The sequence below is a fragment of the Candidatus Phycosocius spiralis genome, from assembly GCF_030158815.1.
Lineage (GTDB): Bacteria > Pseudomonadota > Alphaproteobacteria > Caulobacterales > Aquidulcibacteraceae > Aquidulcibacter > Aquidulcibacter spiralis.
Window position 1 is genome coordinate 54,578 of sequence record NZ_BPFZ01000014.1, and the last position, 22,928, is coordinate 77,505.

The window sequence follows — 22,928 nt, forward strand, 5'->3', positions numbered from 1 at the left end:
GGATCAGGTCACGCGCCCCTGTACCAAAGCTTTGCGTAATTCTTGGGTCATCTCGTCCATACGCTTTTCAACCATTGCACGTTTTTGACGTCCCTCTTCCTGGGTTGATAAAACCCCAGCAATCGTATCAATCAGGTCGCGATTGGCTTGCTCTAAGGTCTCAAGGTCTACGATGCCACGCTGAGATTGTTCTTCAATGCCAATCGCCTGCTCCTTCATCATCGAAGAAGTCTGGCGTAGCATTTCATTGGTGGCATCAGTCACCGCCTTTTGCATCGCCAACGCGTCTTCTTGACGGCGTAGGCCCAACAACAGCACCATTTTTTGCTTCCACAAGGGGATGGTCAAGCGCGTTGAAGCCTGCAGGCTTTCAACCAAGGTTTCATCGCCCGCTTGGACAATGCGGATTTGGGGCAATTGCTGAATGCCGATTTGGCGGGCTTGCTTGAGATAGAAGATCCGCTTTTCCAACCGCTCCATCGCCTGCTGCGCATCACGATATTCTTGCGCTTCGATCATGCCATCGCCCGTCAACAAGGCTTCATCGGCGATGGTTTTAAGCTCTGGCAGGCGCGTGGCCTTAATCTCAGCAGCAAAAGCTTCACCGGCCTCGATATAAGCACTTAATTGGGCAATGGAGGCTGCGGTCTGCTCATGGAGATCATCCATAACCGCAATATCCCGGCGCAAGCCATCTTTGCGCTTTTCCAATTGAATGCCGATCGCATCAATTTGGCTAGCAACATCTTCAAACTTGCCTTTAAACTTTTCGACTTCAGCGCGCGCACCACCAAACAGCTTACCCAAAAAACCTTTCTTCTGCATGGCAGCGGGATCAAGGCCTTTGGCTTTTGCGATGATATCGGTCAGCAAACGACCCGTATCGCCTAATTCGCGGTTTTGGGTTTGGGCCAATATACGGTCCGCATAAGCCACCACATTGCGCTGCGCATTGTCGCCAAAGGTTGCGATAGAGGCGCGATCATCCAAGGACAATTGACCGCGAATACGGTTTAATTCCTTGGTCTCTACCTTGATTTCGGGCAAAACCGCCGCAGCTTGGAGCGTTTCTGTTGTCGTTGAACCCGTGGTATTGCCTTCGTCACTCATCGGCCTATAGCCTCCCCACCAACTTGATTGTGCCTTAAATGCATACAATTCAGTCAATGTTATCTAAGATCTTTGCCAGGTTTTCGCACTAGCAAAGCGGAAAAATTGCAGTGAATACTAGTCTTACGCCCCATCGCAACTAAAACTTAAGCACGCGTAATCCGTAGGGGAGCACCTAAGCCTTCAACGATCCGACCATCAAGGCCCAATAAGGTCCGCTTGCGGTCGTTCTGCCGCTTTATGCCCCAATCGAAGAAAATCGTGGCGGCCGCTATACTGGCCCCAAGCGCTGCTGCCTCTTTGGCAAGTCTTGGGTTGCGCCTAACCGGCGCAGAAGCCTTATCATCGTCATTCCCAGAAGATTTGCCGATTAAGCCAGCAAAATTTGCTGCGTGATTGGGAAGGGTTAAAGTCAGTATGCCGCTTCCTGGCAAAACGGTCGGTAATGAAGCTGCTTGGCCTGCTATCAATGCCAGCGCACCATCTGGCCCCGCTACATCATTCACAACGCGTGCTTGATCATCAAGTGGACTGGGCGATAAAGCGAAGGCGGCCTTAACACGCCCATCGCGATCTGAGACATTTTCCCCAGTGCTTGGTGTCCAACCAGCTAAGCCAAATGCCGTCCAAGCCCCTGTGCCATGACCCGCCACCCCAACACGTGCTGTTGAAACGCTTGATGCACGGGTTCCTAAAATCTTGGCAGCTTCGCCAGCCTGATCGATAAAAAACCGTGCTACGGCTTGGCTAAGCTTGCGTGAATCAGCTAGATCTTGCCTCAATTGACCGGGTGCGCGCAGGTCGTCAACGGCCAAAACAAAATACCCACTTGCTGCGAATGCCGCGATAATTGGCTCATAAAGTGCAGCTGTACACCCTTGATCAGGGCAAAATAGGATAAAGGGTAATCGGTCAAAAAGGGTAAGCGGGTAAGCGATCTTTGCGCTACGGCGAATGCCTTCGGGTGTGACCATGGAAAAATCAGCACAGCGGGCAGGGACAACACCCATTGAAGCATCATAGGCTGACTGAAATGAATCATGATTTTCTCGGTTCAGCCATGGCAGTGGATTTAGGCCATTCTCTCCGCCATTGGCGGGAATTTCTTTAGATATAGCGTAAGCCCTACTTTGTTTGGGGCAGACTAACCCCATGCCAATTCCTGTTAGTGCTAATGTGGTTATCATAGCACGCCGATCCATGATTTTGGTGCTAACAGATTGTTGAACGGGCAATTCAATGACCCCTTGAGGCAAGTGAGAAAGGCGATAAAACGTCATGGAATAGGCCTGCCTTTAGTTCATTACATATTCGCCCCATACACAACCAAGCTTCCAATCATCAACCAGTCTGATTTGGAGGTCAATCTATATCTTCCTATATCTTCATGGCCTTGGCGTGAACAATCTGACCCAATCAAGCTCACCTCAAGATTTAGCCTGACGCCCAAACCATCCTTTTTGCGCTTGAATTGGGATATAGGCAGAATCAAATTGGGCTCACACTCTAGTCACCCTCGGGTGCTTATCAATTGTGGAAGGTGGTGCAAAAGGGTTTGGGATGTCTTATGGTATGATTTCAATTTACCCTTCGTTGTTCTACCCGCCGCATGCTTTACGGCTTAAGGATTAAGATGCCCCTATGATCAAGTCAGTCAAAACCATTTTATATGCATCATGGTGTCTGATTGGCTTTAGTGCATTGGTTTGCCCCGCTTTAGCCCAAAGCTTGCCTGAAGCCGTAACTATGGCTCTGCAAACCAATCCTGGTCTTGAAAGCCAGCGCGCAAGTCTTAAGGCCTTGGGCCAAAGGCGGGTGCAGGCTGGTGCACAGAGGCGCCTGCAAATGAGCGGAGAGGCAGCTTATACCAATCAAGAATCCTGGACACGAAGCCTATTGCCTAATGGCGATTTATCGAGCCGTCTTACGGGCGAGAATGCCGCCACCACCTATGCGATTACCGCCACCCAACCGATTTGGTTGGCAGGGCGCGTGAAGGCGGCAATGAATTTAGCCGATGCCCAAATCGCTCAAGCCAGTGCACGACTGGCAGCGGGCGAGCTTGAAATCATTGCCGGTGTGGTCATCGCCTATGCAGACCTAGCCCGCGATTTGAGCGCCTTGGATATCAGGCGGCATAATATGGCAACCCTTTCGCAACAATTGCTAGAAATTCAGGCGCGTTTTGAGGTTGGAGATGTAACTAAAACCGATGTCGCCCAAATTGAGGCGCGCCTCGCTGCCAGTAAAGCCGCTTTAGCTTTGGCGCAAGCAAATGTGGATGCCAGTCGCTCGGCCATTGAACGGCTAATCGGTCAACCCCCAACACAATTGCGTCCTGTCGTGCATGAGGTCAGTGGCCCCGCCGATTTAGAGCAAGCTATCTTTCTAGCGCGGGCCCATAATCCAGAGCTGGCGGCCATACGCTTGGGTGAGTCCATTGCCCTATCTGGCGCGAAAGTAACCGAGACTGAATACCGTCCCCGTTTGACCCTGCAGGCCAGTTCTGCACGTGCGCTTGATTCAGGATTTGAAGGCAATCGCAGTGGCAACACGACCATAACTGCGCGCTTAACCATTCCGCTTTTCACGGGCGGCTTGGCAAGCTCCCAGATTACAGAGGCATTGGGCAATGCCAATGCGGCGCGCCTGTCTGCCATCAATGGTGAGCGTCTAATTGTTGAGCGCACTTCCAACGCTTGGCATGAAGTACAAGTAGCGCGTGAAGCAGTGAGTGCCACAGCCGAGCAAGTCAAAGCGGCCCAAATTGCTTTTGACGGGGCGCAACTTGAACAATCGGTAGGCTTGCGAACAACATTAGATGTTTTGATTCAGCAGCAAGAATTATTAGAGGCCCAATTAGCCCAAGCCCGCGCCACCCGTGACCTGCATGCCGCCACGATCGGTTTAGCCGCACTTACGGGTGTGCTCAAGCCGTCTGATCTTGAGGCTGAAGGGGTTAAGGTGAAACAAGCATCCATGCCTTGGGTTACCCCCCCTGAACTGCCATTGGTTGCGCTTGATCAAGTCCTGAGCCTTATCCCTATGCCAAGCCGCGTCTCGGCTAAGGTCGCAGCTAAACCGACGCAGTAATCAAGCTTAGTGTCAAAAACCATGTCTGAAAAGGCTCTAGATTGTTGGTTAACATCTTTTCTTTTATGGCGAAGTAGGTCACGGGTGAGCCATGAAGTTTCAAGCCACAAATCCAACCCCGTCTAGCGAAGCTAAGGCGGGTGCACTATGCCCAGCTGAGAACGCGTTAGGACTTCTGCAGGCGACGGCATGTCAAATTGATCGGCGTGGCAATCTCACTTGGATTGATCCCATTAAAGCTGCCCTATTTCTGCAAGTTAAAACGCCGCCCGTTCATTTTGATAGTTTAGATTTGGCCGTAGAAGGGGCAGCTTTTGAAGCCATGCGCTTAGGTGCTGGCGTCACCATTCGTCGTCCCTCTGATTTAGAAGTCATTGCCGACGCGGCGCATCGAATCATTGTGTTTCGCGCTATTAGCGCGCTGGCACGCGACCATGCCCCCCTGCCACCCAAGCCTGCCAATGATACACAGGCTATGATGCTGCAATCGGCTTTGGCAGATAATCGCATGTGTCTGTTTCGCCAGCCCATTATCTCAACCGCCGATAATTCAGTGGTACGGTGGGAATGCTTGTCGCGTTTGATTGGTCTTGACGGCGCGATTGTGCAGCCCAGTGAGTTTATACCCGCTGCAGAACGCGCAGGCCTTGTTGGGCAATTAGACATCGAATCCCTCAATCTCGCCTTAAGCGCCTTAAGCCGAGAAGATACGATCAATCTATCGATCAATGTATCCGCTGGTACGATCGCAGATAGCTCTGCTTGTCAAGACTATCTTGATATCCTCAGCTATAACCCCACCATATCGAACCGCTTGACGATTGAGATCACAGAGACAATTGCGATCCACGACTTGGACTCTGCCGCGCGTTTTGGCCGTTGTGTTCGGGCCAGTGGGGCAAGGCTGGCTTTGGATGATTTTGGCGAGGGTCATACCTCATTTCGCTCAATCCGTGCCTTACCGCTTGACGAAATCAAGATTGATGGGGTGTATGTTGAAGATATTGGTTCACGCGAAGATAATCGTGCCTTTGTGATCGCCATTGACCAATTGGCGCGTGGGCTTGGGATGGAAACAGTGGCCGAGCGAGTAGAAACGGCCCAAGAAGCCGGTGTGCTTCGCGAAATTGGTGTTATTGGCCAGCAAGGTTTTTTTTACGGCAGACCCCGCTCATCGGGAAAATGATACCCTTCATTCTGCAATTTCTGCTAGCATTTTGGAATAGGATTGCCCGAAAGGTCAAAAGATTTGCTTTGCCTTACAGGGGTGGTGCGCTATGCATAGATCATAGCCACGCGAAGAGAGCCTGATCATGAATGCTTCAACACCCCTTTGCCCACCCGATCTAACTCCCAATGATGTCGTAGGGTTATTAGGCAAATGTGCTTCGGTGGTCACCCCCATCAAAACGGCTGCTTTGGCTTGCATGCGTTCGCGTATAGCCCCGGCCGGTAAAATGGATCGCCATCTTATTGATCAAGAACAGCATTGCGTGCATGGGCTGGCTTGGGTTGCAACCTATGTGGAGACATTGCATCAAGTCGCACTGTGGGCGCAACGACTGTACGAGGAAAAATTGTTCGGTGAGATTGAAGCCGATCTTTCGTGTATGTTATTTGCGAACTATTTGGGTGATCTTCATGGCGGGATTGCCATGAACCAAGGCGAAATCATTCGCCCAAGCGACTTTGGTCTTGAAGCCCTTGTTGATGAGGCCTTGTCTGACCCTTGCGTTGGAGTGATTATTGCTTCTGCTTCCCAGACGCGCAAAACCAAAGCTGCAAATTGGATTGCGCAAACCCAAGGTAAGGCGACAATCGAAACGACTGGCCTTGAAGACACCTATGAGATGATACGCGATACTTTCCGTCGCTTTGGCCAAGAAAAAATTGCGCCTTTTGCGCATACTTGGCATTTAAATGACGAGCTGATCCCTGATAAAGTGATTGGGGAAATGGCTGAATTAGGGGTGTTTGGCTTAACCATACCTGAAGCTTTTGGCGGCTCAGGCCTTGGAAAAACTGCGATGTGTGTGGTTTCTGAGGAATTATCGCGTGCCTATATTGGGGTTGGTTCGCTGGGTACACGATCTGAAATTGCCGCCGAGCTCATTCTAACTGGGGGAACTCATGCCCAAAAGCTGTATTGGTTGCCCAAAATTGCTAAAGCAGAAACCTTGCCAACCGCGGTTTTTACCGAACCCAATACCGGTTCTGACCTTGGCGCGCTTCGTACGCGCGGTGAGAATCAGGGTTCACATTGGACCATTACAGGGAATAAGACTTGGATCACCCATGCCGCACGCTCCGACATGATGACGCTTTTAGCGCGTACAAAGCACGATACGGATCATTTTTCGGGGCTTTCAATGTTCTTGGCCCCTAAGCCACGTGGGACCTGTGACGCGCCTTTCCCAGCCCCAGGCATGAGCGGTGGTGAAATTGAAGTGTTGGGCTATCGGGGCATGAAGGAATATGAATTAGCCTTTGATGGCTTTGAAGTGCCCGCAGATGCGCTTTTGGGCGGGGTGGAAGGTATGGGCTTCAAGCATTTAATGGCAACGTTTGAGAGCGCGCGCATACAAACCGCGGCGCGCGCCATTGGTGTGGCTCAAAACGCCCTTGACCTCGGTCTAGCCTACGCCCTTGATCGGCACCAATTTGGCCATGCGATATTCGCGTTCCCACGCGTCCACAACAAATTGGTGCATATGGCGGCAGAAATCTTGGGCGCACGTCAATTAACCTACTTTGCCGCCCGACAAAAGGATGGAGGCAAACGGTGTGATTTAGAAGCAGGCATGGCCAAGCTTCTGGCTGCCCGTGTTGCTTGGGCCGCAGCTGATAATGCCCTTCAAATCCATGGTGGCAACGGCTTTGCCCTTGAATATCCGATCAGCCGCGTGCTGGCGGACGCGCGTATCCTCAACATCTTTGAAGGGGCAGGCGAAATCCAGGCCCAAGTGATCGCGCGCCGATTATTGGAAAGCTAGATGCTTTCTCAAACCAAAGGTATCGAAATTCTTTCGCGAAGGTGGCTTTTTCATAGAGAATTCGAGCATAGGTTGCTCTAAGGCGACTGGCGATGTCTTTTCAGACTTTGTACCTTCCAAATCACAGTCATAAAGTCTTTATGTTAAGAGCAATGACGAGAGAAAGTTGTGCAGCTTGTATCTTGCTTATCAACATAGCACCTAAATGCTCTATGCGCTGAGAGACGATTTGGCTGGTGATTTGGGCATAACAGTCAATTTCCAACAAGAAACGCTTGGCCTAAACTGTCATTTAATCAAGATCGTTGCGACGATAGAATGTGCACAACACAATAAAGTCTATTACTTCATCACCAACTATTACTGAGCTGCCAATTGGCTGCAGCAGCACCCATTTGAACTTGCACTAGAAAAGGTGACAAGAAAAGGATTGTCACTGCGGGTGATAGCGCCAAGCTTTACAGTATGTAAAACAGAGCTAGGCTGCGAAGACAGTGCGAAAGGCTATAGCCATACCTGCTGACATACCCAAAAATATAAGGCCTAGTAATCTTGTAAAGAAGAGGTGTAACATTCCGGTTTGCGATGGATAAGTCATTGCAGCCCCGACATTTGCATGTTGGAAGCGCCTTTAAGCGCCCTTAAATGAGCTCCTGCAATGGCGCACCAGACTTAAAATTTTTCCCGACCAAAGACTGAAGCGCTCGGACGTTCCCGACCAGCTTGAAACAGGTTATCAGATGCGAAATCGGCTTGCGCACCACGTAGCGTTGATTGGAAATAGATTTCGCAAGCCGATGAAGCAGTTGAATTTGTGAAGCCTGTCGGGTTACACAGCTTACGAGCCCTAAAACCTGATTGCTTTAGATACTGAGCATGACATTCGATAACATTTGGCGATAGAACCAAAGATTGCTGCCAACAGTAAAGATAAACCTCAGCCATGTCTCAATCAGGTCGGCATGTTTAACACGAATAAAGTATTGATGAAAAAATCAGCGTATTGATCTTTCGTATTCCGTGATCGCTTTTGCGTCTATAAACTCCATCACAGAATATATGTAGCGGCTCGCTCAATCATGTTGATTTATCAGCTAAGCTTGCCCGCATGTTTCCCAGTGACAAGTTCTACCCAAAGTTGATGCAATGAGCTTAGCCTTATCCAATTATGGGTTCTAAGTGGCAATGTATTTAGTCAGCCTGTAGGTTATGACATTTTGAGTGCACTGGAGTGTATCTTTTCTAGAAATTTGCCAAGCGGGCCAAGCGGCGTGCCTCTGAAGCTGCGCGGTCTTCCTTGGAAACCCCTTGCCGACGGTTCACGGCAGGTTGGAAGGCGATGGCCGTATGCTCGGTGCAATAGACCGCTCCGGATGAACAATGTACCCCGCAAAAGCCGAAATCAGGGTCACCAGGATCGCCAATGGGCCATTTGCACATATGATTGCCCAATTGCAAAACCCCGATTAAATCACCCCGCCTTTGGGCTGGGACCGCTGGCTTTGGCTTGGCCATAGTCTCATCTTGGCTGGCGGGGCCTAAAGCTTTGACGGCAGCTTCTACTTTGGCGGCGACCTGTGGTGCCACAACCAAAACTGGCCGATGCCGGGTCATAGGAGTAGCCATACGCTTGATCGGGCGGGAAGGGGCGGCACGCCCAGCCAAGCCCAGACGATGCACCTTGCCAATCACGGCATTACGGGTCACGCCGCCAAGCTGCTTGGCAATTTGACTGGCCGACAGCCCATCAGTCCACAACTTCTTAAGAAGTGTGACGCGATCATCTGTCCAACCATTGGTCATGAAAGTCCCCATATATAGTAGCAGGCTTGTTAAGCCCTTTGTGTGAATGTCCACCCATAGTAGCTTCTGTCTTCGCTAACACAAGGGCTAGTAATCAAATTGTCCACACATTCGGACGCTCATCTACATGTTGATAAGTTTTCATCGGGCCTAGGTTTGATGCGGCATCTGCCCTTGATGCCTGTTATTTGCCCGAATCGAGGCACAGATATGGTATGCTAATCGATGCCTCAACCCTTGTTGCCCTTATATCATCGCGCATCTGCCACGATTTGGTGTCACCGGTTTCTGCCCTCACGACGGCTTTGGATATTCTTGCCGATGACCACGGGGCGGATATGCGAGAGCAGGCGATGGAACTGATCCGCTCATCGGCCGGACAAGCTGCGGTCAAGCTGGAATTCATGCGTGCGACTTTTGGTGCCGGGACCATTGGTTTAGGCTCCACCGATCTTGGCGATCTCAAAGATCTTGCCCTTCGCTTCGTTCAAGGCCAAAAACCTGATCTTATTTGGAATCTTACGATTCAAACCGTCCCACGTGCGGCGGCCCGCATTTTGATGAATTTGATTTTAGTCGGGCTCGACTGCCTGCCACGCGGTGGCATGATCGAAGTTAACGGCACTCAAGAAGAAGACAAACTGACCTTAAGCGTCACAGCGTGTGGTATACGTGCCACACTAAAGCCGTCTGTTCGGGCAGGTCTTGCTGGGGACCTACCCGAAGGTGGGTTTGATGGCCGATCTGTTCAACCCTATTTAGCTTATTTGACGGCTACAGCCGCGCGGGCGCAATTGGCGGCGCGTGAAAGCGAAGAACGTATTGAGCTGATCATGCGCTTGAGCGCATAATTTTACCGTTAGAACCGAAAATTTAGTCCTGTCTTAACTGTCTCCCTTCATGGTGCAGTTTAGGTAGAGGCAAGGTATTGCTTCATCAAGGCAACAAAGGGCTAGATTAATGGACGAACTTCTTGGAGAATTCATAACTGAAACGAATGAATTCCTTGAAACAGTTGATACCCAACTTGTTGTATTCGAGGCTGATCCAACCGATGGTGAAACGCTGAATAGTATATTTCGACTTGTTCATACCATTAAAGGTACTTGTGGATTCTTAGGTCTTCCGAGGTTACAATTTCTGGCGCATGCTGGTGAAACCCTGTTGGGGAAGTTCCGCGATGGGACGTTGGTAGCAACACCAGATCAGGTACAATTGGTTCTAGAAAGCATCGACCGCATTAAGGAAATTCTTGCAGGTCTAGAAGCCAATGGGACAGAGCCACAAGGCGATGATCGCGATTTGATCGGGGCTTTGGAGCGTGCCGCAGAAGGCGAAGATGCACAAGATAGCCACACGCAAAATGGACAAGATGCCGCGCCAGAGCCACATCAGCCCGCACAATCGAATGCAGCTCCTGGCCAAGTTGAAGTGGCAGCGGCCAATTCCACCCGCTGGGATGCTGACCTTGGGCGCGAATTACGCCCCGGTGAGGTTTCCTTAGCTGATTTGGAAGCTGCTTTCCGGTCAGCCACGCCTGACGATGAAAATGAAGCACAAGCAGCGTCAAGCCCCAATACGCCCTCCGATTCCGCTAAGGATTCAGATCTGCCGATCGGACTTGGTGTTGCGGGTGTTCGACTTAGCGAGCCGGAAGCGCTAATCATCAAGGAAGATGAAGAGGATATAGCGATTAAAGGAACCGCGGTTGCCTCCAATCAAACCATACGGGTAAATGTTGAAGTGCTTGAAACCTTGATGACCATGGTTTCTGAACTGGTTTTGACACGCAACCAACTGATGCAAATGGTGCGAAACGTCACGGACAGTGAGTTCAAGGGCCCGCTACAGCGCCTTTCAGCGGTCACGGCCGAATTACAAGACAGCGTGATGAAGACCCGCATGCAACCCATCGGTTCTGCTTGGAAGAAATTACCAAGAATTGTGCGTGATGCCGCGCGTGACTTGGGCAAGAAAATTGATCTCATTATGGATGGGGAAGCTACAGAGCTTGATCGCCAGGTCCTTGAGTTAATCAAAGACCCGCTCACCCATATGATCCGAAATTCATGCGATCATGGTCTAGAAAACCCCACAGCGCGGATCGCGGCGGGCAAGTCAGAGACCGGTATAATTCGTCTGAACGCTTATCATGAGGGTGGTCATATTGTAATTGAAGTCTCAGATGATGGCTCAGGCCTTGCCACGTCGCGTATCCGTGAAAAAGCAATCAAAAATAATATCGTAACTGAAGAGCAGGCATGGACCCTATCGGACGCGCAAATTCACCGCTTTATTTTTGCACCAGGCTTTTCAACAGCCGCCACTGTGACCAGTCTTTCTGGGCGGGGTGTAGGTATGGACGTGGTTCGCACCAATATTGAACTGATAGGAGGAACGATTGATTTGCAATCGACCGAAGGGCGCGGCACCAAATTTTTCATCAAAATCCCGTTGACCCTAGCGATTGTCTCGGCCTTGGTGGTGGGTTCGCGGAAGCAACGTTTTGCCATTCCCCAATTGTCGATTGTGGAATTGGTTGGGGCAGGGGCCGCATCAGACCATAAGGTGGAAATTCTTAATTCTGCCAGGGTTCTCCGATTACGGGACCGATTATTGCCATTGGTTGACTTATCAGAAGTTTTGGGAGTGGCACCTAATGAGCACATGGAGTCAGAAGCACTATCCTCCTTTGTCGTGGTGATGCAGCAATCGGGCCAATTGTTCGGCGTTGTGGTAGATGAAGTGTTCGACACCGAAGAAATTGTTGTTAAGCCCTTATCCAAAGCGCTGACCAATGTTGGTACCTTCTCAGGGGCCACGATCTTGGGAGACGGTTCTGTCATTATGATCATTGATCCAGCTTGCGTGTATCGCCGAGTTGGTCAAGTAGAAGATGTGGTAGAAGAGATCGAAGCCGATGTTCAAAAATCGCGTGATCAGCGGCTAGAAACTACATCCATGATCGTGTTCCAAGCGGGCGGGGAGCAGCCGAAAGCGGTTCCATTATCCTTGGTGACACGCTTAGAGGAATTGGATGCAACGAGCTTCGAGCAAGGCGATGGCCGCACCTTGGTACAATATCGCGGTGAGTTGATGCCAATTGTGGCGGCAGATCCTTATTCAACCATTGTCACAAGTGGCGTCCAGCCGGTGCTGGTGTTCACCTATAATGGTGAAGCGGCTGGTATGGCAGTCGATAAGATTGTTGATATTGTTGAGGAACCCTTGCATGTGGAGATGGCAGCAGATCGGCCGGGCCTGACTGGGATTGCAGTTCTTAAGGGTAAGGCTACTGAAATTCTTGATGTTGGTCATTATCTCAGCCTTGCCTTAAACAATTGGGATGATCCTACACGTAATCAGCCCGGCAAGCACATTGTGCTGGTGGAACGCAATCCATTCTTCCGCAATTTGCTATCCCCATTGTTGCGTGCGGCTGGCTATGAAGTCGAAGCTGTAGATACCGTTTCTGCTGCTTTGGTTTGCGCCGAATACCGGAAACCTTCTGCTGTTTTGACTGATATTGACGCCGATGTTGCCTCAGCCCGGCGTCTTCTGCATGATGAACGTTTGAGTGGCACCACTATTGTAGCCTTGTCAGGTTCACCAGACGCCGATGCAACAGGCTTTGCATCCTTGGTCCGGAAATCGGATCGCGAAAGCTTGATTGCTGCCATCGAAATGGCCTCTAAGTTGGAGATTGCCGCATGACCGTAACAGCAAACCGACGTGAAAGCGACTTGGCGCTGGCCAAGGTTGGAACCAAGGAATTTGTCACTGTTCATGTCGCCGATCAATTGCTCGGCGTTCAGGTGACCGATATCCAAGATGTGTTCTCGTTGAAAAGTCTGACACCGGTTCCAGGTGCACGCCCTGAAATAGCCGGGGTCTTGAATTTACGCGGCCGGATCGTCACCGCCATTGACGCCCGTCAACGCTTAGGCCTTCCCCAACGTCCGCAAGGCTATGCCGGAATGATGGCTGTAGGGGTGGAGTTTCAAAACGAATCCTACGGCATTTTGGTTGATCAAGTCGGCGAAGTCTTGCGCTTAGCTGATCAGGAATTTGAACCCAATCCTGTCAATCTTGACTCCATTTGGAAGGATGTCAGTCAAGGCGTGTATCGCTTGGACGGCCGCTTGTTGATGGTCCTTGATATTGAACACCTCCTCAGGGTTGCTGCGGCCTAGTACGGGAAATAGATCCATGAAGACTTGCCTTGTCGTCGATGATAGCCGTGTGATCCGCAAAGTTGCAAGGCGGATTCTAGAAGACCTCTCATTTCATGTCGAAGAAGCGGGCGATGGTTCAGAAGCTTTGACCTTTTGTCGTAGCACAATGCCCGATGCTATTCTGCTGGACTGGAACATGCCCATTATGAATGGCTTGGATTTCTTGAAAAACCTGCGTGCTGATCCTGGTGGAGATCGCCCAGTGGTGGTCTTTTGCACCACTGAAAATGACATATCAGCTATAGCGCAAGCGATGGAATGTGGTGCCAATGAATATATTATGAAACCCTTTGACAGCGAAATTGTGCAATCCAAATTTGCTGAAGTTGGATTGGTTCTCCCCACATGACAATTGCTTCTATGCAACCAATGAATGGGCAAGCCCTCACGCGTAAAATTCGAGTATTGATCGTCGATGATTCAGCCGTTATCCGCGGCTTAGTTACACGCTGGCTGGAAAACGAAGCTGACATTGAGATCGCCGGGGTTGCAGTTAATGGCAAGGAAGGCGCGGATCAAGCCGATCGGCTTAAGCCCGATATCGTCATTCTCGATATTGAAATGCCTGTCATGGATGGCGTTACGGCCTTGCCCGCGATCCGAAAAAATGCCCCCCATGCACGGGTGATCATGGCTTCAACCTTGACTCAGCGCGGAGCTGAAATCACCATTAAAGCTCTATCGGCTGGAGCTTCTGACTATATTCCAAAGCCTGATGCGAACCACTTGGCTGGTGCTGATGCTTACAAGCGCGATTTAGTGAATAAGATTCGCGTCCTAGGGGCCCGCGCCCTTAAGGCCCGCGCAGGCTCCCCGAGCCTAGATACCTCTGGACCACCACCATTTCGCCCATTGCCGAACGCGCAAAACACCTCGAATTCATCCAGCATCAGGTTGCGCGCACCCAGCACCAAAGTAAATCCAGAAGCTATTTTTATTGGTTCCTCAACTGGCGGGCCAGAGGCACTTAGGGTCGTTATTGCTGGCCTTGTTGGCAAAATCCAAGTGCCCGTTTTCATCACCCAACATATGCCCCCGCTCTTTACCAAAATTTTGGCGGAGCATTTGTCCAAGCAAACCAAAGCCAGTGTGGTGGAAGCCAGCGATGGTCAGCAAGTCCAGCCAGGTGTGTTTTACATTGCACCAGGCGATCGGCACATGACGGTCACACGCAACTTGAAAGTGACCCGCATCAGTTTGAATGCCAATCCGCCTGAAAACTTCTGCCGTCCGTCTGTAGATCCGATGCTACGCTCCGCGGAGGAATCTTATGGCGATCGTGCGATGGTCGTAATCCTGACCGGTATGGGGCAAGACGGCCTTCTCGGATGCAAACCGTTGGTGGCTAAAGGTGCACATCTAATCGCCCAAGATGAGGATAGTAGTGTGGTATGGGGCATGCCCGGTGCTGTGGCACGCGCAGGCTTGGCAACCTCTTGTAAGCCCCTTGATGAAATCGCCCCTGCGATTTTGAGCGCCCTGCGTGGAGTATTTGTATGAAGCCCGCCGACTTTGACTATGTTTCCAACCTGGTACGGGAACGATCCGGGCTGATCCTATCTGATGACAAGTCTTATTTAGTTGAAAGCCGTTTGGCCCCCATTGTGCGGAAGGAGGGCTATGTTTCAATCGAAGATTTGGTCGGGTCCATGCGACAGCGCCGTGATCAGAAGCTGATCGATTTGGTGGTCGACGCCATGACAACTAATGAAACCTTCTTTTTCCGCGACAAAACTCCGTTTGATATATTTGAGCAAACGATTGTGCCTGATTTAGTTTCTCGCAAGCGTGGTGGAATCATTAAAATCTGGTGCGCTGCAGCCTCAACAGGCCAAGAACCCTATTCCCTCGCGATGCTTGGGGAAGCCTTAACGCCCAAATTGGGTGGCTGTAAGCTTGAAATAATTGGGACTGATATCTCTGAACGTTGCTTAGAAAAGGCCAAATCTGGGGTTTATACGCAATTTGAAGTTCAGCGCGGCTTGCCGGTTCAAATGCTCTTGAAGCATTTCAAAAAGGAGGGAGAATCTTGGAAAATTGATGAGCTTTTGAGATCCTCAATCCGCTATCGCACCATGAACCTTCTCGACGACTTTAGATCTCTTGGTCGTTTTGACGTGATCTTTTGCCGCAATGTCTTGATCTATTTTGATGTAGCAACCAAAAAAGCTGTCTTGGAACGAATGGCCCAACAAGTGGAAGGACCTGGGTATTTATTGTTGGGGGCGGCAGAAACCGTGCTGGGCGTTACAGAAAGCTTTAAGCCAATTGCTGGTAGCCGAGGTCTTTATGTGCAAGACCCCAATAAAATTGGGACCCGCACTGCGGCTTAATGACCAGTCCAACCTTGAACTTCACCCTGCCAAGGCGTCAATCTGGGGCGCGTACAACATATCCGAACCTGCCGTGACCGAGGATAAAAGCCCAGGCACCTGGGCCAGTACATTTTCGGCAAAAAAACCTGCAAGCGATATACGGGCCATCATATAGCTAACATCCCTCGATTTATCCTTGAGGTGGTTTAAAGCCACTAAAGCCCCTTTGGCTAGGGCCCAACCCCCAATCACATCTCCTGCCAGCTTCAAAAACGGGGTAGCGCCAGCCAAAGCGTCGCGCTTGGCATTGCCAGCTTGGGCCCGGATCAACCAATGGGCGGCGTCGGAAAACACATCGACCGCTTCACTCAAACGCTTTCCGATCCATTTGACTTGCTCATGACCAGATTGCTCGCAGGCTAAAGATGTGGCTCGGATATCTTCAATCAAGGCCGCAACTGGGGCACCATCATCCATCGTCAGTTTACGACTGACCAGGTCTATCGCTTGAATACCATTGGTGCCTTCATATATGGCCGCAATGCGAGCATCACGGTAGAATTGTGCCGCCCCGCCTTCTTCCACAAACCCCATGCCACCATGAATCTGGACACCCAAAGAGGCAATCTCGACCCCCATATCGGTCGACCAACCTTTGGCGATCGGTGTTAGAAGTTCCTCTCGGGCTTTAGCAATTTCGCGCGCTTGTGATGACTTTGCATGCACTGACAGGTCAGAAGCTAAAGCCGTCATATGGCAGATCGACCGCGCCGCAGACACCTTCGCCTTCATGGTCATCAACATGCGTCGCACATCAGCATGGTGAAAAATCGGGCTTGGTCCCGTATCCGTCCAACCCTCAGCACGGCCTTGCTTGCGCTCCATCGCATAGGCATAGGCTTTCTGAAAAGCGGCATCGCCGACAGCCACGCCTTGTAATCCAACATTTAAGCGCGCGGAATTCATCATGGTGAACATGCAAGCAAGGCCCTTATTCGCCTCGCCAATCATCCAACCAATCGCACCGCCTTGATCGCCGTAAGCCATCGTGCAGGTCGGCGAGGCATGGATACCCATTTTGTGCTCAAGCCCGATACAACGAACATCATTATGGATACCAGGATTGCCTTGAGCATCGGGAATGAACTTAGGAACCAGAAATAGCGATATGCCTTTAACCCCGGCTGGTGCATCGGGCAATCGGGCAAGCACCAAATGCACAATGTTTTCTGCAAGGTCATGCTCTCCCCAGGTAATATAGATTTTCTGGCCGTAGATTTTAAATGTGCCGTCGGCTTGGGGTTCAGCACGGCTGGTTAAAGCACCAACATCTGAGCCCGCTTGGGGTTCGGTCAAATTCATGGTACCTGCCCACTGCCCGGTGACAAGTTTTGGCAGATATAGTTGTTGTTGTTCTGGCGTGCCATGCGCGGTGAGCGCTTCAACCGCCCCAAGGGTCAACATCGGGCAGAGGCCAAAACTCATATTGGCGGCATGGATCATCTCATGCACCGCTAAAGCCACCCCCTTGGGCAAACCCATGCCGCCAATCGCAGGGTCAAAGGACACGCTGAGCCACGCGCCTTCTACAAAAGCTTTATACGCCGCAGCGAAGCCTTTAGGTGTGATGACTTCCCCTTCCGGGGTTAAATCTGTGCCCGCGCGATCGCCTGGTGCATTAAGTGGGGACAGAACATCGCTGGCGAGTTTGCCCGCTTCATAGAGGATCTGTTCTAAAACATCGGAGCTCGCATCCAAAAATAGCCCTTGTCTGCGCCATTCAGCCAAGCCTGCAATCTCTTCAAGGGAAAAGCGGATATCGCGGATTGGTGCGGCATAGGTCATAGATCTTAATCCCAAAGACTGCGATTTAGAACAGTATACGTTAAGAGATCGATCTCGTAACGGACTGTTTCAGATTTTTTGATTGACCACTCAACAAGTGTACAGATACCGTCTATCTAGTTCAGTGTCGCCCAGTTTACCATGCTGTAAACGCATTCTTGCCACCCCTTAGAAGGATTTAAATATGCACCAACCTTTTCACTTCGTCTTCTTGGCACCCATCGCTTTGATTGCTTGCGCGACGGTCCCTGCTCTAGCCTCTAACCCAGCTAGAGCCGCTCCTTCCGCCACAGTGAATGATCCTGCAAAAGCCGCCAATCTGGCAGAGCAACCAGCAGGTCTTTACGTGGTTGAGCCAACCCATACTTCAGTGCATTGGCGCCTGAGCCATAGTGGGTTGTCCAACTATACCGCACGTTTTGACAAAATCTCTGGCTCGATCACATTCGACCCCAAAACCCCAACCGCCTCGAGGGCAAACATCGCCATAGAAGCAACATCGGTGAACACTGGCCTTCCTGAGTTTGATGCCAAGATTGCCAAGGACGTCTTTAAAGCCGAAGCCAATCCCCTGATCACGTTTAAGTCCACCAAACTGGTTGCAACTTCTCCAACCACTGGCACCATGACAGGCGATCTAACCCTGGCTGGGGTCACAAAGCCCGTCACCTTGAATGTCGTTTACAATAGTGGCCGGATCAACCCGTTCGTGAAGGTTCAAAACATTGGCTTTTCGGCAACCGGTAGCTTTAAACGTTCCGATTTTGGGGTCAACAATTGGATCAATTTTGGCATTGGCGATCAGGTCGATTTGATCATCGAAGCGGAATTTTTGAAAAAGGACTAATCCAGATGAGAGAAACATGGTCAGGCGGCAAACCGCGCGATACCTACACATTAGTTGCAATCTTGCTGCATTGGGTAATTGCTGCGGCTATTGTGGTGCAAATCCTTGGCGGCTGGGCAATGGAAGATTTAAAAGGGGCGGAGAAGTTCCAAGCCTTCCAACTCCATAAGAGCGCGGGCCTGACCATTTTATTGCTATCGCTGTTTCGCTTATTTTGGCGTATTGCTAATCCCCCACCCCCGCTTCCAGCTGGTATGAAGGGATGGGAGATTGGTGCAGCAAAATTCACCCATTTTGCCCTTTATGCTTTGATGATCGGTATTCCTTTGGGCGGCTGGGTCATCATTTCAACCTCGCCTTATAACATTGCCACCAATTATTGGGGCCTATTTGAATGGCCCCGTCTACCCCTAGCGGATTTGCCCTGGCGCAAAGAACTTAATGAGATCGCCAAGGCTGGTCATGGCGCTGCTGCTTGGGGTGTGATAGGTCTTTTTGTGATCCATGTTGGGGCTGCCCTCAAGCATATGTTCGTAGATGAAGACGATGTGATGGCCCGCATGTTGCCCTTCATGCGCGTGAAATAGGGGGTTGCATGTCACACTGGATAGCGCGGCTTGCTCTTGTATCGTGGATCAGCATCACCCCTTTTAGCCTTTGTAACGCCCAAACCGCGCCCGCAAAGAAAGCCAGCAAGCTTGCCCCAGCTCAAGCTTGGACCTTGGATGCCTCGCACAGCCAGATTGGCTTTTCAACGACTTGGGCAGGCAAAGCTATTAAGGGCAGTTTTGGGCAATGGTCTGGCGATATTCGCTTTGATCCGGCCAATCTTGCAGGCAGCTCAGCCGTGATCACCATTATGACAGGAAGTGCAAAAACAGGGGTTAAAGAGCCCGATGACAATCTGCCCGGGGCTGACTGGTTTGATACGCGCACATTTCCAACCGCGCATTATACTACAAGCTCGATACGCGCCCTAGGTCAGAACCGCTATAATAGTGAAGGCCTTTTGACGATTAAGGGCGTCAATTACCGCGTGGCTTTTCCATTTAATGTTAAGATCTCGGGCTCAGTAGCGACCATGACCGGCCAAGTCACCTTGGACCGGATCGCGCTCAGGCTTGGTTTGGAATCCGATCGCAATGCCGAATGGGTCGCGCGCCCAACGGTCGTCACAATTTCAGTCCGCGCCATAAAAAAATAGGCTGAAACCTGTTTCAGGTTTCAGCCTGTTAACGCAAGCATTCCTGCTCTAGGCCTGACATAAGGCCAGGTTTAGATTTAGCTTGTTGGCTCTGGCATCATGGACGAATGCAAATGATAGATTTTCCATGCGCCATCTTCATACTTATAGATGAAAGAATAGCGCGCCTTAACAACCGTTACAGCCTTGGTTTCTGGGTTGGTCAACGCCACATCCCAAGTGCCTAAGCGGGTTGCAATATTGCAGCCAATGGAAACGGTGCTGGTTTGAATGGTACCAACGGGACTATTCTTCAAGAAGCCGACAAAATAATCATTGATTGCGGCTGGTGTGGTACGTGGCTTGTTGGAAACGGTTGCGAGTAATACTGCATCCTTGGTGAATAAATTTGTAACTTTAGCCGGATCTTTAGTTGCCCAAGCCGAGTTAAACTGCGTAAACAAGCCTTCGACGGCGGCTGGGGTTGCGGGTGCACAATGGGTAGCCGAACTTGCATGTGCGGGTAGTGCGCTCGCAACAAAGGCGCTCAAAGCGATGGTAGCAATGGTAAAGGTTCTCATAAGCAATCTCCAAGTTGGTATAGGGCAAGTGGCGCGAAATGTCGCGCCATGCAAGGGCTACACAATAATATGATCAAGGCGTGATCAAATCGTTAGAATTCATGATCTAAAAATGGTTAGCGCACGCCCATGCATGATCGCTGAGATCCTTTTTTGACTTTTTACCATAAGCTGTCACAGCCATGCTATGGTTCATCCTCACCCCCCTCCATTAGACCAAGAGCTGATGACGCGTGCGTGTGCTGCATTAGAAGCGGGGCAATTGGTAGGCATGCCCACTGAAACCGTCTATGGCTTGGCAGGTGACGCCACCAATTCTTTAGCGATTGCAGCAATTTATGCGGCCAAGGGACGTCCCAGATTTAATCCCCTCATTTCCCATGTTAGCAATCTCGACGCGGCTAAGCATTTGGGATACTTCGCCCCTTTAGCAGAAAAACTTGCGCTGGCCTTTTGGCCAGGTCCTTTGAGCTTGGTGGTTCCGCGCCTGCCAAGATCCAGTGTTTGCGACCTCGCATGTGCGGGACTGGACACAATTGCACTCAGGGTGCCTGCCCACCCACTGGCCCAAGCATTATTGACACAATTTGGCAAACCCATAGGTGCCCCTTCGGCCAATCAGTCAGGTCGACCTTCGCCGACTTTGGCCCGCCATGTGAGGGAAGAAATGGGCGATGCAATCGCTATGGTCCTTGATGGTGGCCCTTGTTCAGTGGGGCTTGAAAGTGCGGTGATCGCTGTAGACGGTGAGCGGGCCACATTGTTACGCCTAGGCGGCATCGCCCGCGCTGACCTTGAGGCCGTCGCCGGTCCCTTACTAAATCCCAAGGACGAAGCCTTCGCGGCCCCTGCGTCGCCTGGAATGTTACTGCGCCATTATGCCCCAAATGCTCGGCTGCGGCTTAGTGCCGACACGGCTCGTGATGGCGAAATTTTAATTGGGTTTGGCCCAAACTTTCCGGCTGGCAGCTTTAATCTTTCCCCCACTGGTAACATAACAGAAGCTGCTGCTAACCTTTTTGCTATCTTGCGCTTGGCCGATGCGCAAAACCCCACAGCCATTGCGGTTGCGCCGATCCCAAACTGGGGATTAGGAGAAGCAATTATTGAGCGTTTAACCCGCGCCAGTGCGCAAGATAGCAGTTAAGTGGCATCGACCGGTCTTGCACGTACGGCCAAGCACCCTAAAGAGGAAGGGTATTTCCTGATTTAGGACCAAGCCCATGACCCCGATGAAGTCCGCCGCCCTAAACCGCATCAAGCCATCTGCTACCTTGGCCGTGACGCAAAAAGAACGGGAATTAAAGGCTGCGGGACGCGATACCATCGGATTGGGTGCTGGCGAACCTGATTTTGATACGCCAGATAATATCAAAGAAGCGGCCATTGCTGCCATCCGGTCTGGCAAAACCAAATACACCAATGTGGACGGTATCCCTGAGCTTAAAGCCGCTATCTGTGCGAAGTTTCTGCGCGAAAACAAACTAACCTACACACCCGATCAAGTCAGCGTTGCGCCTGGCGGAAAGCCCATCATCTATAACGCTTTCATGGCAACACTAAACCCCGGTGATGAAGTCATAATTCCTGCGCCTTATTGGGTGAGCTACCCTGATATCGTCCAATTGACTGGGGCAACGCCAGTGATTGTTGAAGCCACCGCCGAAGAAGGTTTTCGCCTAAGCGCACAAAAACTTGAGGCCGCAATTACGCCCAATACCAAGTGGTTGATCATAAACTCACCCTCCAATCCAACTGGGGCCGCATATAGCTCTATGCAGTTGCAGGCTTTGGCGGATGTGTTGTTGCGCCACCCCCATGTGATGATCTTAACCGACGATATGTATGAGCATTTGCTCTATGATGGGTTTGAATTTGCAACCATTGCAGCGGTTGAGCCTGCGCTTTACGATCGGACCTTGACCATGAACGGGGTGTCTAAAGCCTATGCTATGACCGGCTGGCGCATCGGATATGCTGCTGGGCCTGCGTGGTTGATCAAGGGCATGGCGGGCATCATGAGCCAATCGACCTCTAACCCCACCTCCATCAGTCAATATGCCGCAGTTGAGGCCCTTAATGGTCCGCAGGACTTTTTGGTAAGTCGCAATCAAGCCTTTCAAGATCGCCGTGACTTGGTGGTCTCTATGCTCAATCAGGCAACTGGGCTCTCTTGCCCAACCCCTGAAGGCGCTTTCTATGTCTATCCTTCTTGCTTAGCCCTCATGGGCAAAAAGACAGCAACGGGGGTCGTATTAGCCAATGATGAAGATTTTGCACGCGAATTGCTGGAGGCTGAAGGCGTTGCAGTTGTGCATGGTGGCGCTTTTGGTGGCAGCCCAGCGTTTCGGATTTCCTATGCCACTTCCACCCGAATTCTCGAAGAAGCCTGTGCCCGCATCCAGCGCTTTTGTGCCAGCCTGACTTAGACAGGCATCAAAACAGTATAACGTCATCAAGTTGTCATATTTGGCCGGTAGGCAATAGGCTTGATGAAGGAAGCTTGAGACGTGACTTCTTTTTCCCAGCTTGCTTCCCTTTCACTCGCAGCCCTCTTGGCGACACATTCGGCCGCACAAGCAGCACCAAAGCCGCCTGCCCCGCCCGTCCCGGCAGACGCGGGTCGAACTTGGCTGGCTGGCAATCATCATATTCACAGCGAATATAGTGTGGGCTGGAAACCCAATCCTGAAGACCCAAGCCTGGCACCTACCCCCATTTTGGGCGGCGATGCGATTTATCCCATTTTGAAAAACACGCAGATGGCGCGTGATCATGGTTTGTCTTGGATGGTCTCCAGCAGATGACGGAAGCGCAGGATGGTTCTTTCGTCGGGCTTGACGTCTTCGAAGGCATCCAGCCCGGAAAACCGGAGCAGCAACGGGATGTCGTGCAGGGCTTCTTCCATGGCCGGGTCGGAGTA

20 protein-coding genes and 1 pseudogene are annotated in these 22,928 nt (G+C 51.1%); 15 read left to right on the top strand and 6 right to left on the bottom strand.

Annotation, left to right across the window (positions count from 1 at the left end; all coding sequences use genetic code 11):
* Window positions 1-3: 3 nt before the first annotated feature.
* Entirely contained in the window at window positions 4-1,110 is a 1,107-nt protein-coding gene (locus tag PsB1_RS10075) for a toxic anion resistance protein (protein WP_284360997.1), read from the bottom strand.
* Between the two features lie 146 nt (window positions 1,111-1,256).
* Window positions 1,257-2,390, bottom strand: a complete 1,134-nt coding sequence (locus PsB1_RS10080) for an alpha/beta hydrolase (RefSeq protein ID WP_284361000.1) — start codon at window positions 2,388-2,390, stop codon at window positions 1,257-1,259.
* A 361-nt stretch (window positions 2,391-2,751) separates the two neighbouring features.
* Here PsB1_RS10080 and PsB1_RS10085 point away from each other — a divergent pair, with 361 nt between their 5' ends.
* The 3 genes from PsB1_RS10085 (at window position 2,752) to PsB1_RS10095 (ending at window position 7,196) form a co-directional block, all read left to right on the top strand.
* The gene (locus PsB1_RS10085) at window positions 2,752-4,203 is read left to right on the top strand and encodes a TolC family outer membrane protein (protein ID WP_284361002.1); all 1,452 of its coding nucleotides are present in this window, start codon (window positions 2,752-2,754) and stop codon (window positions 4,201-4,203) included.
* A gap of 91 nt (window positions 4,204-4,294) precedes the next feature.
* Complete coding sequence (locus PsB1_RS10090; RefSeq protein ID WP_284361006.1) at window positions 4,295-5,389, top strand: EAL domain-containing protein; 1,095 nt, start codon at window positions 4,295-4,297, stop codon at window positions 5,387-5,389.
* Between the two features lie 127 nt (window positions 5,390-5,516).
* Window positions 5,517-7,196, top strand: coding sequence for an acyl-CoA dehydrogenase family protein (locus tag PsB1_RS10095; RefSeq protein WP_284361009.1), 1,680 nt, complete (start codon window positions 5,517-5,519; stop codon window positions 7,194-7,196).
* Window positions 7,197-8,438: 1,242 nt separating this feature from the next.
* Here the strand turns inward: PsB1_RS10095 and PsB1_RS10100 are convergent.
* The gene (locus PsB1_RS10100) at window positions 8,439-8,999 is read right to left on the bottom strand and encodes a GcrA family cell cycle regulator (RefSeq protein ID WP_284361012.1); all 561 of its coding nucleotides are present in this window, start codon (window positions 8,997-8,999) and stop codon (window positions 8,439-8,441) included.
* Between the two features lie 215 nt (window positions 9,000-9,214).
* On the opposite strand from PsB1_RS10100, the gene PsB1_RS10105 reads away from it, so the two are divergent.
* The 6 genes from PsB1_RS10105 (at window position 9,215) to PsB1_RS10130 (ending at window position 15,567) form a co-directional block, all read left to right on the top strand.
* Window positions 9,215-9,850, top strand: a complete 636-nt coding sequence (locus PsB1_RS10105) for a histidine phosphotransferase family protein (protein WP_284361014.1) — start codon at window positions 9,215-9,217, stop codon at window positions 9,848-9,850.
* Window positions 9,851-9,959: 109 nt separating this feature from the next.
* A complete protein-coding gene (locus PsB1_RS10110; RefSeq protein ID WP_284361016.1) occupies window positions 9,960-12,713 on the top strand; it encodes a hybrid sensor histidine kinase/response regulator in 2,754 nt (917 codons plus the stop codon).
* A complete protein-coding gene (locus PsB1_RS10115) occupies window positions 12,710-13,192 on the top strand; it encodes a chemotaxis protein CheW (protein WP_284361019.1) in 483 nt (160 codons plus the stop codon). The genes PsB1_RS10110 and PsB1_RS10115 overlap by 4 nt, the downstream gene beginning before the upstream one ends.
* 16 nt (window positions 13,193-13,208) lie before the next feature.
* A complete protein-coding gene (locus PsB1_RS10120; protein ID WP_284361021.1) occupies window positions 13,209-13,583 on the top strand; it encodes a response regulator in 375 nt (124 codons plus the stop codon).
* Window positions 13,580-14,734: a protein-glutamate methylesterase/protein-glutamine glutaminase gene (gene cheB, locus PsB1_RS10125; protein ID WP_284361024.1), complete on the top strand. Its 1,155-nt coding sequence runs from the start codon at window positions 13,580-13,582 to the stop codon at window positions 14,732-14,734. Before PsB1_RS10120 ends, cheB begins: the two co-directional genes overlap by 4 nt.
* A complete protein-coding gene (locus tag PsB1_RS10130) occupies window positions 14,731-15,567 on the top strand; it encodes a CheR family methyltransferase (RefSeq protein ID WP_284361028.1) in 837 nt (278 codons plus the stop codon). The genes cheB and PsB1_RS10130 overlap by 4 nt, the downstream gene beginning before the upstream one ends.
* Window positions 15,568-15,588: 21 nt before the next feature.
* Here PsB1_RS10130 and PsB1_RS10135 read toward each other — a convergent pair whose 3' ends face one another.
* Window positions 15,589-17,394, bottom strand: a complete 1,806-nt coding sequence (locus PsB1_RS10135) for an acyl-CoA dehydrogenase (protein ID WP_284361030.1) — start codon at window positions 17,392-17,394, stop codon at window positions 15,589-15,591.
* Window positions 17,395-17,578: 184 nt separating this feature from the next.
* On the opposite strand from PsB1_RS10135, the gene PsB1_RS10140 reads away from it, so the two are divergent.
* The 3 genes from PsB1_RS10140 to PsB1_RS10150 are packed head-to-tail and all read left to right on the top strand — an operon-like array spanning window position 17,579 to window position 19,445.
* Complete coding sequence (locus PsB1_RS10140) at window positions 17,579-18,241, top strand: YceI family protein (protein WP_284361032.1); 663 nt, start codon at window positions 17,579-17,581, stop codon at window positions 18,239-18,241.
* Between the two features lie 5 nt (window positions 18,242-18,246).
* Window positions 18,247-18,828: a cytochrome b gene (locus PsB1_RS10145; RefSeq protein ID WP_284361035.1), complete on the top strand. Its 582-nt coding sequence runs from the start codon at window positions 18,247-18,249 to the stop codon at window positions 18,826-18,828.
* Window positions 18,829-18,836: 8 nt separating this feature from the next.
* Window positions 18,837-19,445 carry a YceI family protein gene (locus PsB1_RS10150; RefSeq protein ID WP_284361038.1) on the top strand — a complete coding sequence of 203 codons (609 nt, stop codon included), beginning with the start codon at window positions 18,837-18,839 and terminating at the stop codon, window positions 19,443-19,445.
* Window positions 19,446-19,522: 77 nt separating this feature from the next.
* Here the strand turns inward: PsB1_RS10150 and PsB1_RS10155 are convergent, their stop codons facing one another.
* Window positions 19,523-20,005 (bottom strand): SgcJ/EcaC family oxidoreductase, encoded by a 483-nt coding sequence (locus tag PsB1_RS10155; RefSeq protein WP_284361041.1) that lies wholly within the window; start codon window positions 20,003-20,005, stop codon window positions 19,523-19,525.
* 226 nt (window positions 20,006-20,231) lie between these two features.
* On the opposite strand from PsB1_RS10155, the gene PsB1_RS10160 reads away from it, so the two are divergent.
* The 3 genes from PsB1_RS10160 (at window position 20,232) to PsB1_RS10170 (ending at window position 22,812) form a co-directional block, all read left to right on the top strand.
* A complete protein-coding gene (locus PsB1_RS10160; RefSeq protein WP_284361043.1) occupies window positions 20,232-21,152 on the top strand; it encodes an L-threonylcarbamoyladenylate synthase in 921 nt (306 codons plus the stop codon).
* A gap of 76 nt (window positions 21,153-21,228) precedes the next feature.
* Window positions 21,229-22,434, top strand: coding sequence for a pyridoxal phosphate-dependent aminotransferase (locus tag PsB1_RS10165; RefSeq protein ID WP_284361044.1), 1,206 nt, complete (start codon window positions 21,229-21,231; stop codon window positions 22,432-22,434).
* 81 nt (window positions 22,435-22,515) lie between these two features.
* Window positions 22,516-22,812, top strand: coding sequence for a hypothetical protein (locus PsB1_RS10170; protein ID WP_284361047.1), 297 nt, complete (start codon window positions 22,516-22,518; stop codon window positions 22,810-22,812).
* Here PsB1_RS10170 and PsB1_RS10175 read toward each other — a convergent pair.
* Window positions 22,797-22,928, bottom strand: a pseudogene (locus PsB1_RS10175) (transposase); the annotation flags it as partial. The gene PsB1_RS10170 and the pseudogene PsB1_RS10175 overlap by 16 nt on opposite strands.

Coding starts and splice junctions, on each gene's coding strand:
- PsB1_RS10075 (WP_284360997.1), bottom strand. CDS start 1,110: ATGAGTGACGAAGGCAATACCACGGGTTCAACGACAACAGAAACGCTC.
- PsB1_RS10080 (WP_284361000.1), bottom strand. CDS start 2,390: ATGACGTTTTATCGCCTTTCTCACTTGCCTCAAGGGGTCATTGAATTG.
- PsB1_RS10085 (WP_284361002.1), top strand. CDS start 2,752: ATGATCAAGTCAGTCAAAACCATTTTATATGCATCATGGTGTCTGATT.
- PsB1_RS10090 (WP_284361006.1), top strand. CDS start 4,295: ATGAAGTTTCAAGCCACAAATCCAACCCCGTCTAGCGAAGCTAAGGCG.
- PsB1_RS10095 (WP_284361009.1), top strand. CDS start 5,517: ATGAATGCTTCAACACCCCTTTGCCCACCCGATCTAACTCCCAATGAT.
- PsB1_RS10100 (WP_284361012.1), bottom strand. CDS start 8,999: ATGACCAATGGTTGGACAGATGATCGCGTCACACTTCTTAAGAAGTTG.
- PsB1_RS10105 (WP_284361014.1), top strand. CDS start 9,215: ATGCTAATCGATGCCTCAACCCTTGTTGCCCTTATATCATCGCGCATC.
- PsB1_RS10110 (WP_284361016.1), top strand. CDS start 9,960: ATGGACGAACTTCTTGGAGAATTCATAACTGAAACGAATGAATTCCTT.
- PsB1_RS10115 (WP_284361019.1), top strand. CDS start 12,710: ATGACCGTAACAGCAAACCGACGTGAAAGCGACTTGGCGCTGGCCAAG.
- PsB1_RS10120 (WP_284361021.1), top strand. CDS start 13,209: ATGAAGACTTGCCTTGTCGTCGATGATAGCCGTGTGATCCGCAAAGTT.
- cheB (WP_284361024.1), top strand. CDS start 13,580: ATGACAATTGCTTCTATGCAACCAATGAATGGGCAAGCCCTCACGCGT.
- PsB1_RS10130 (WP_284361028.1), top strand. CDS start 14,731: ATGAAGCCCGCCGACTTTGACTATGTTTCCAACCTGGTACGGGAACGA.
- PsB1_RS10135 (WP_284361030.1), bottom strand. CDS start 17,394: ATGACCTATGCCGCACCAATCCGCGATATCCGCTTTTCCCTTGAAGAG.
- PsB1_RS10140 (WP_284361032.1), top strand. CDS start 17,579: ATGCACCAACCTTTTCACTTCGTCTTCTTGGCACCCATCGCTTTGATT.
- PsB1_RS10145 (WP_284361035.1), top strand. CDS start 18,247: ATGAGAGAAACATGGTCAGGCGGCAAACCGCGCGATACCTACACATTA.
- PsB1_RS10150 (WP_284361038.1), top strand. CDS start 18,837: ATGTCACACTGGATAGCGCGGCTTGCTCTTGTATCGTGGATCAGCATC.
- PsB1_RS10155 (WP_284361041.1), bottom strand. CDS start 20,005: ATGAGAACCTTTACCATTGCTACCATCGCTTTGAGCGCCTTTGTTGCG.
- PsB1_RS10160 (WP_284361043.1), top strand. CDS start 20,232: ATGACGCGTGCGTGTGCTGCATTAGAAGCGGGGCAATTGGTAGGCATG.
- PsB1_RS10165 (WP_284361044.1), top strand. CDS start 21,229: ATGACCCCGATGAAGTCCGCCGCCCTAAACCGCATCAAGCCATCTGCT.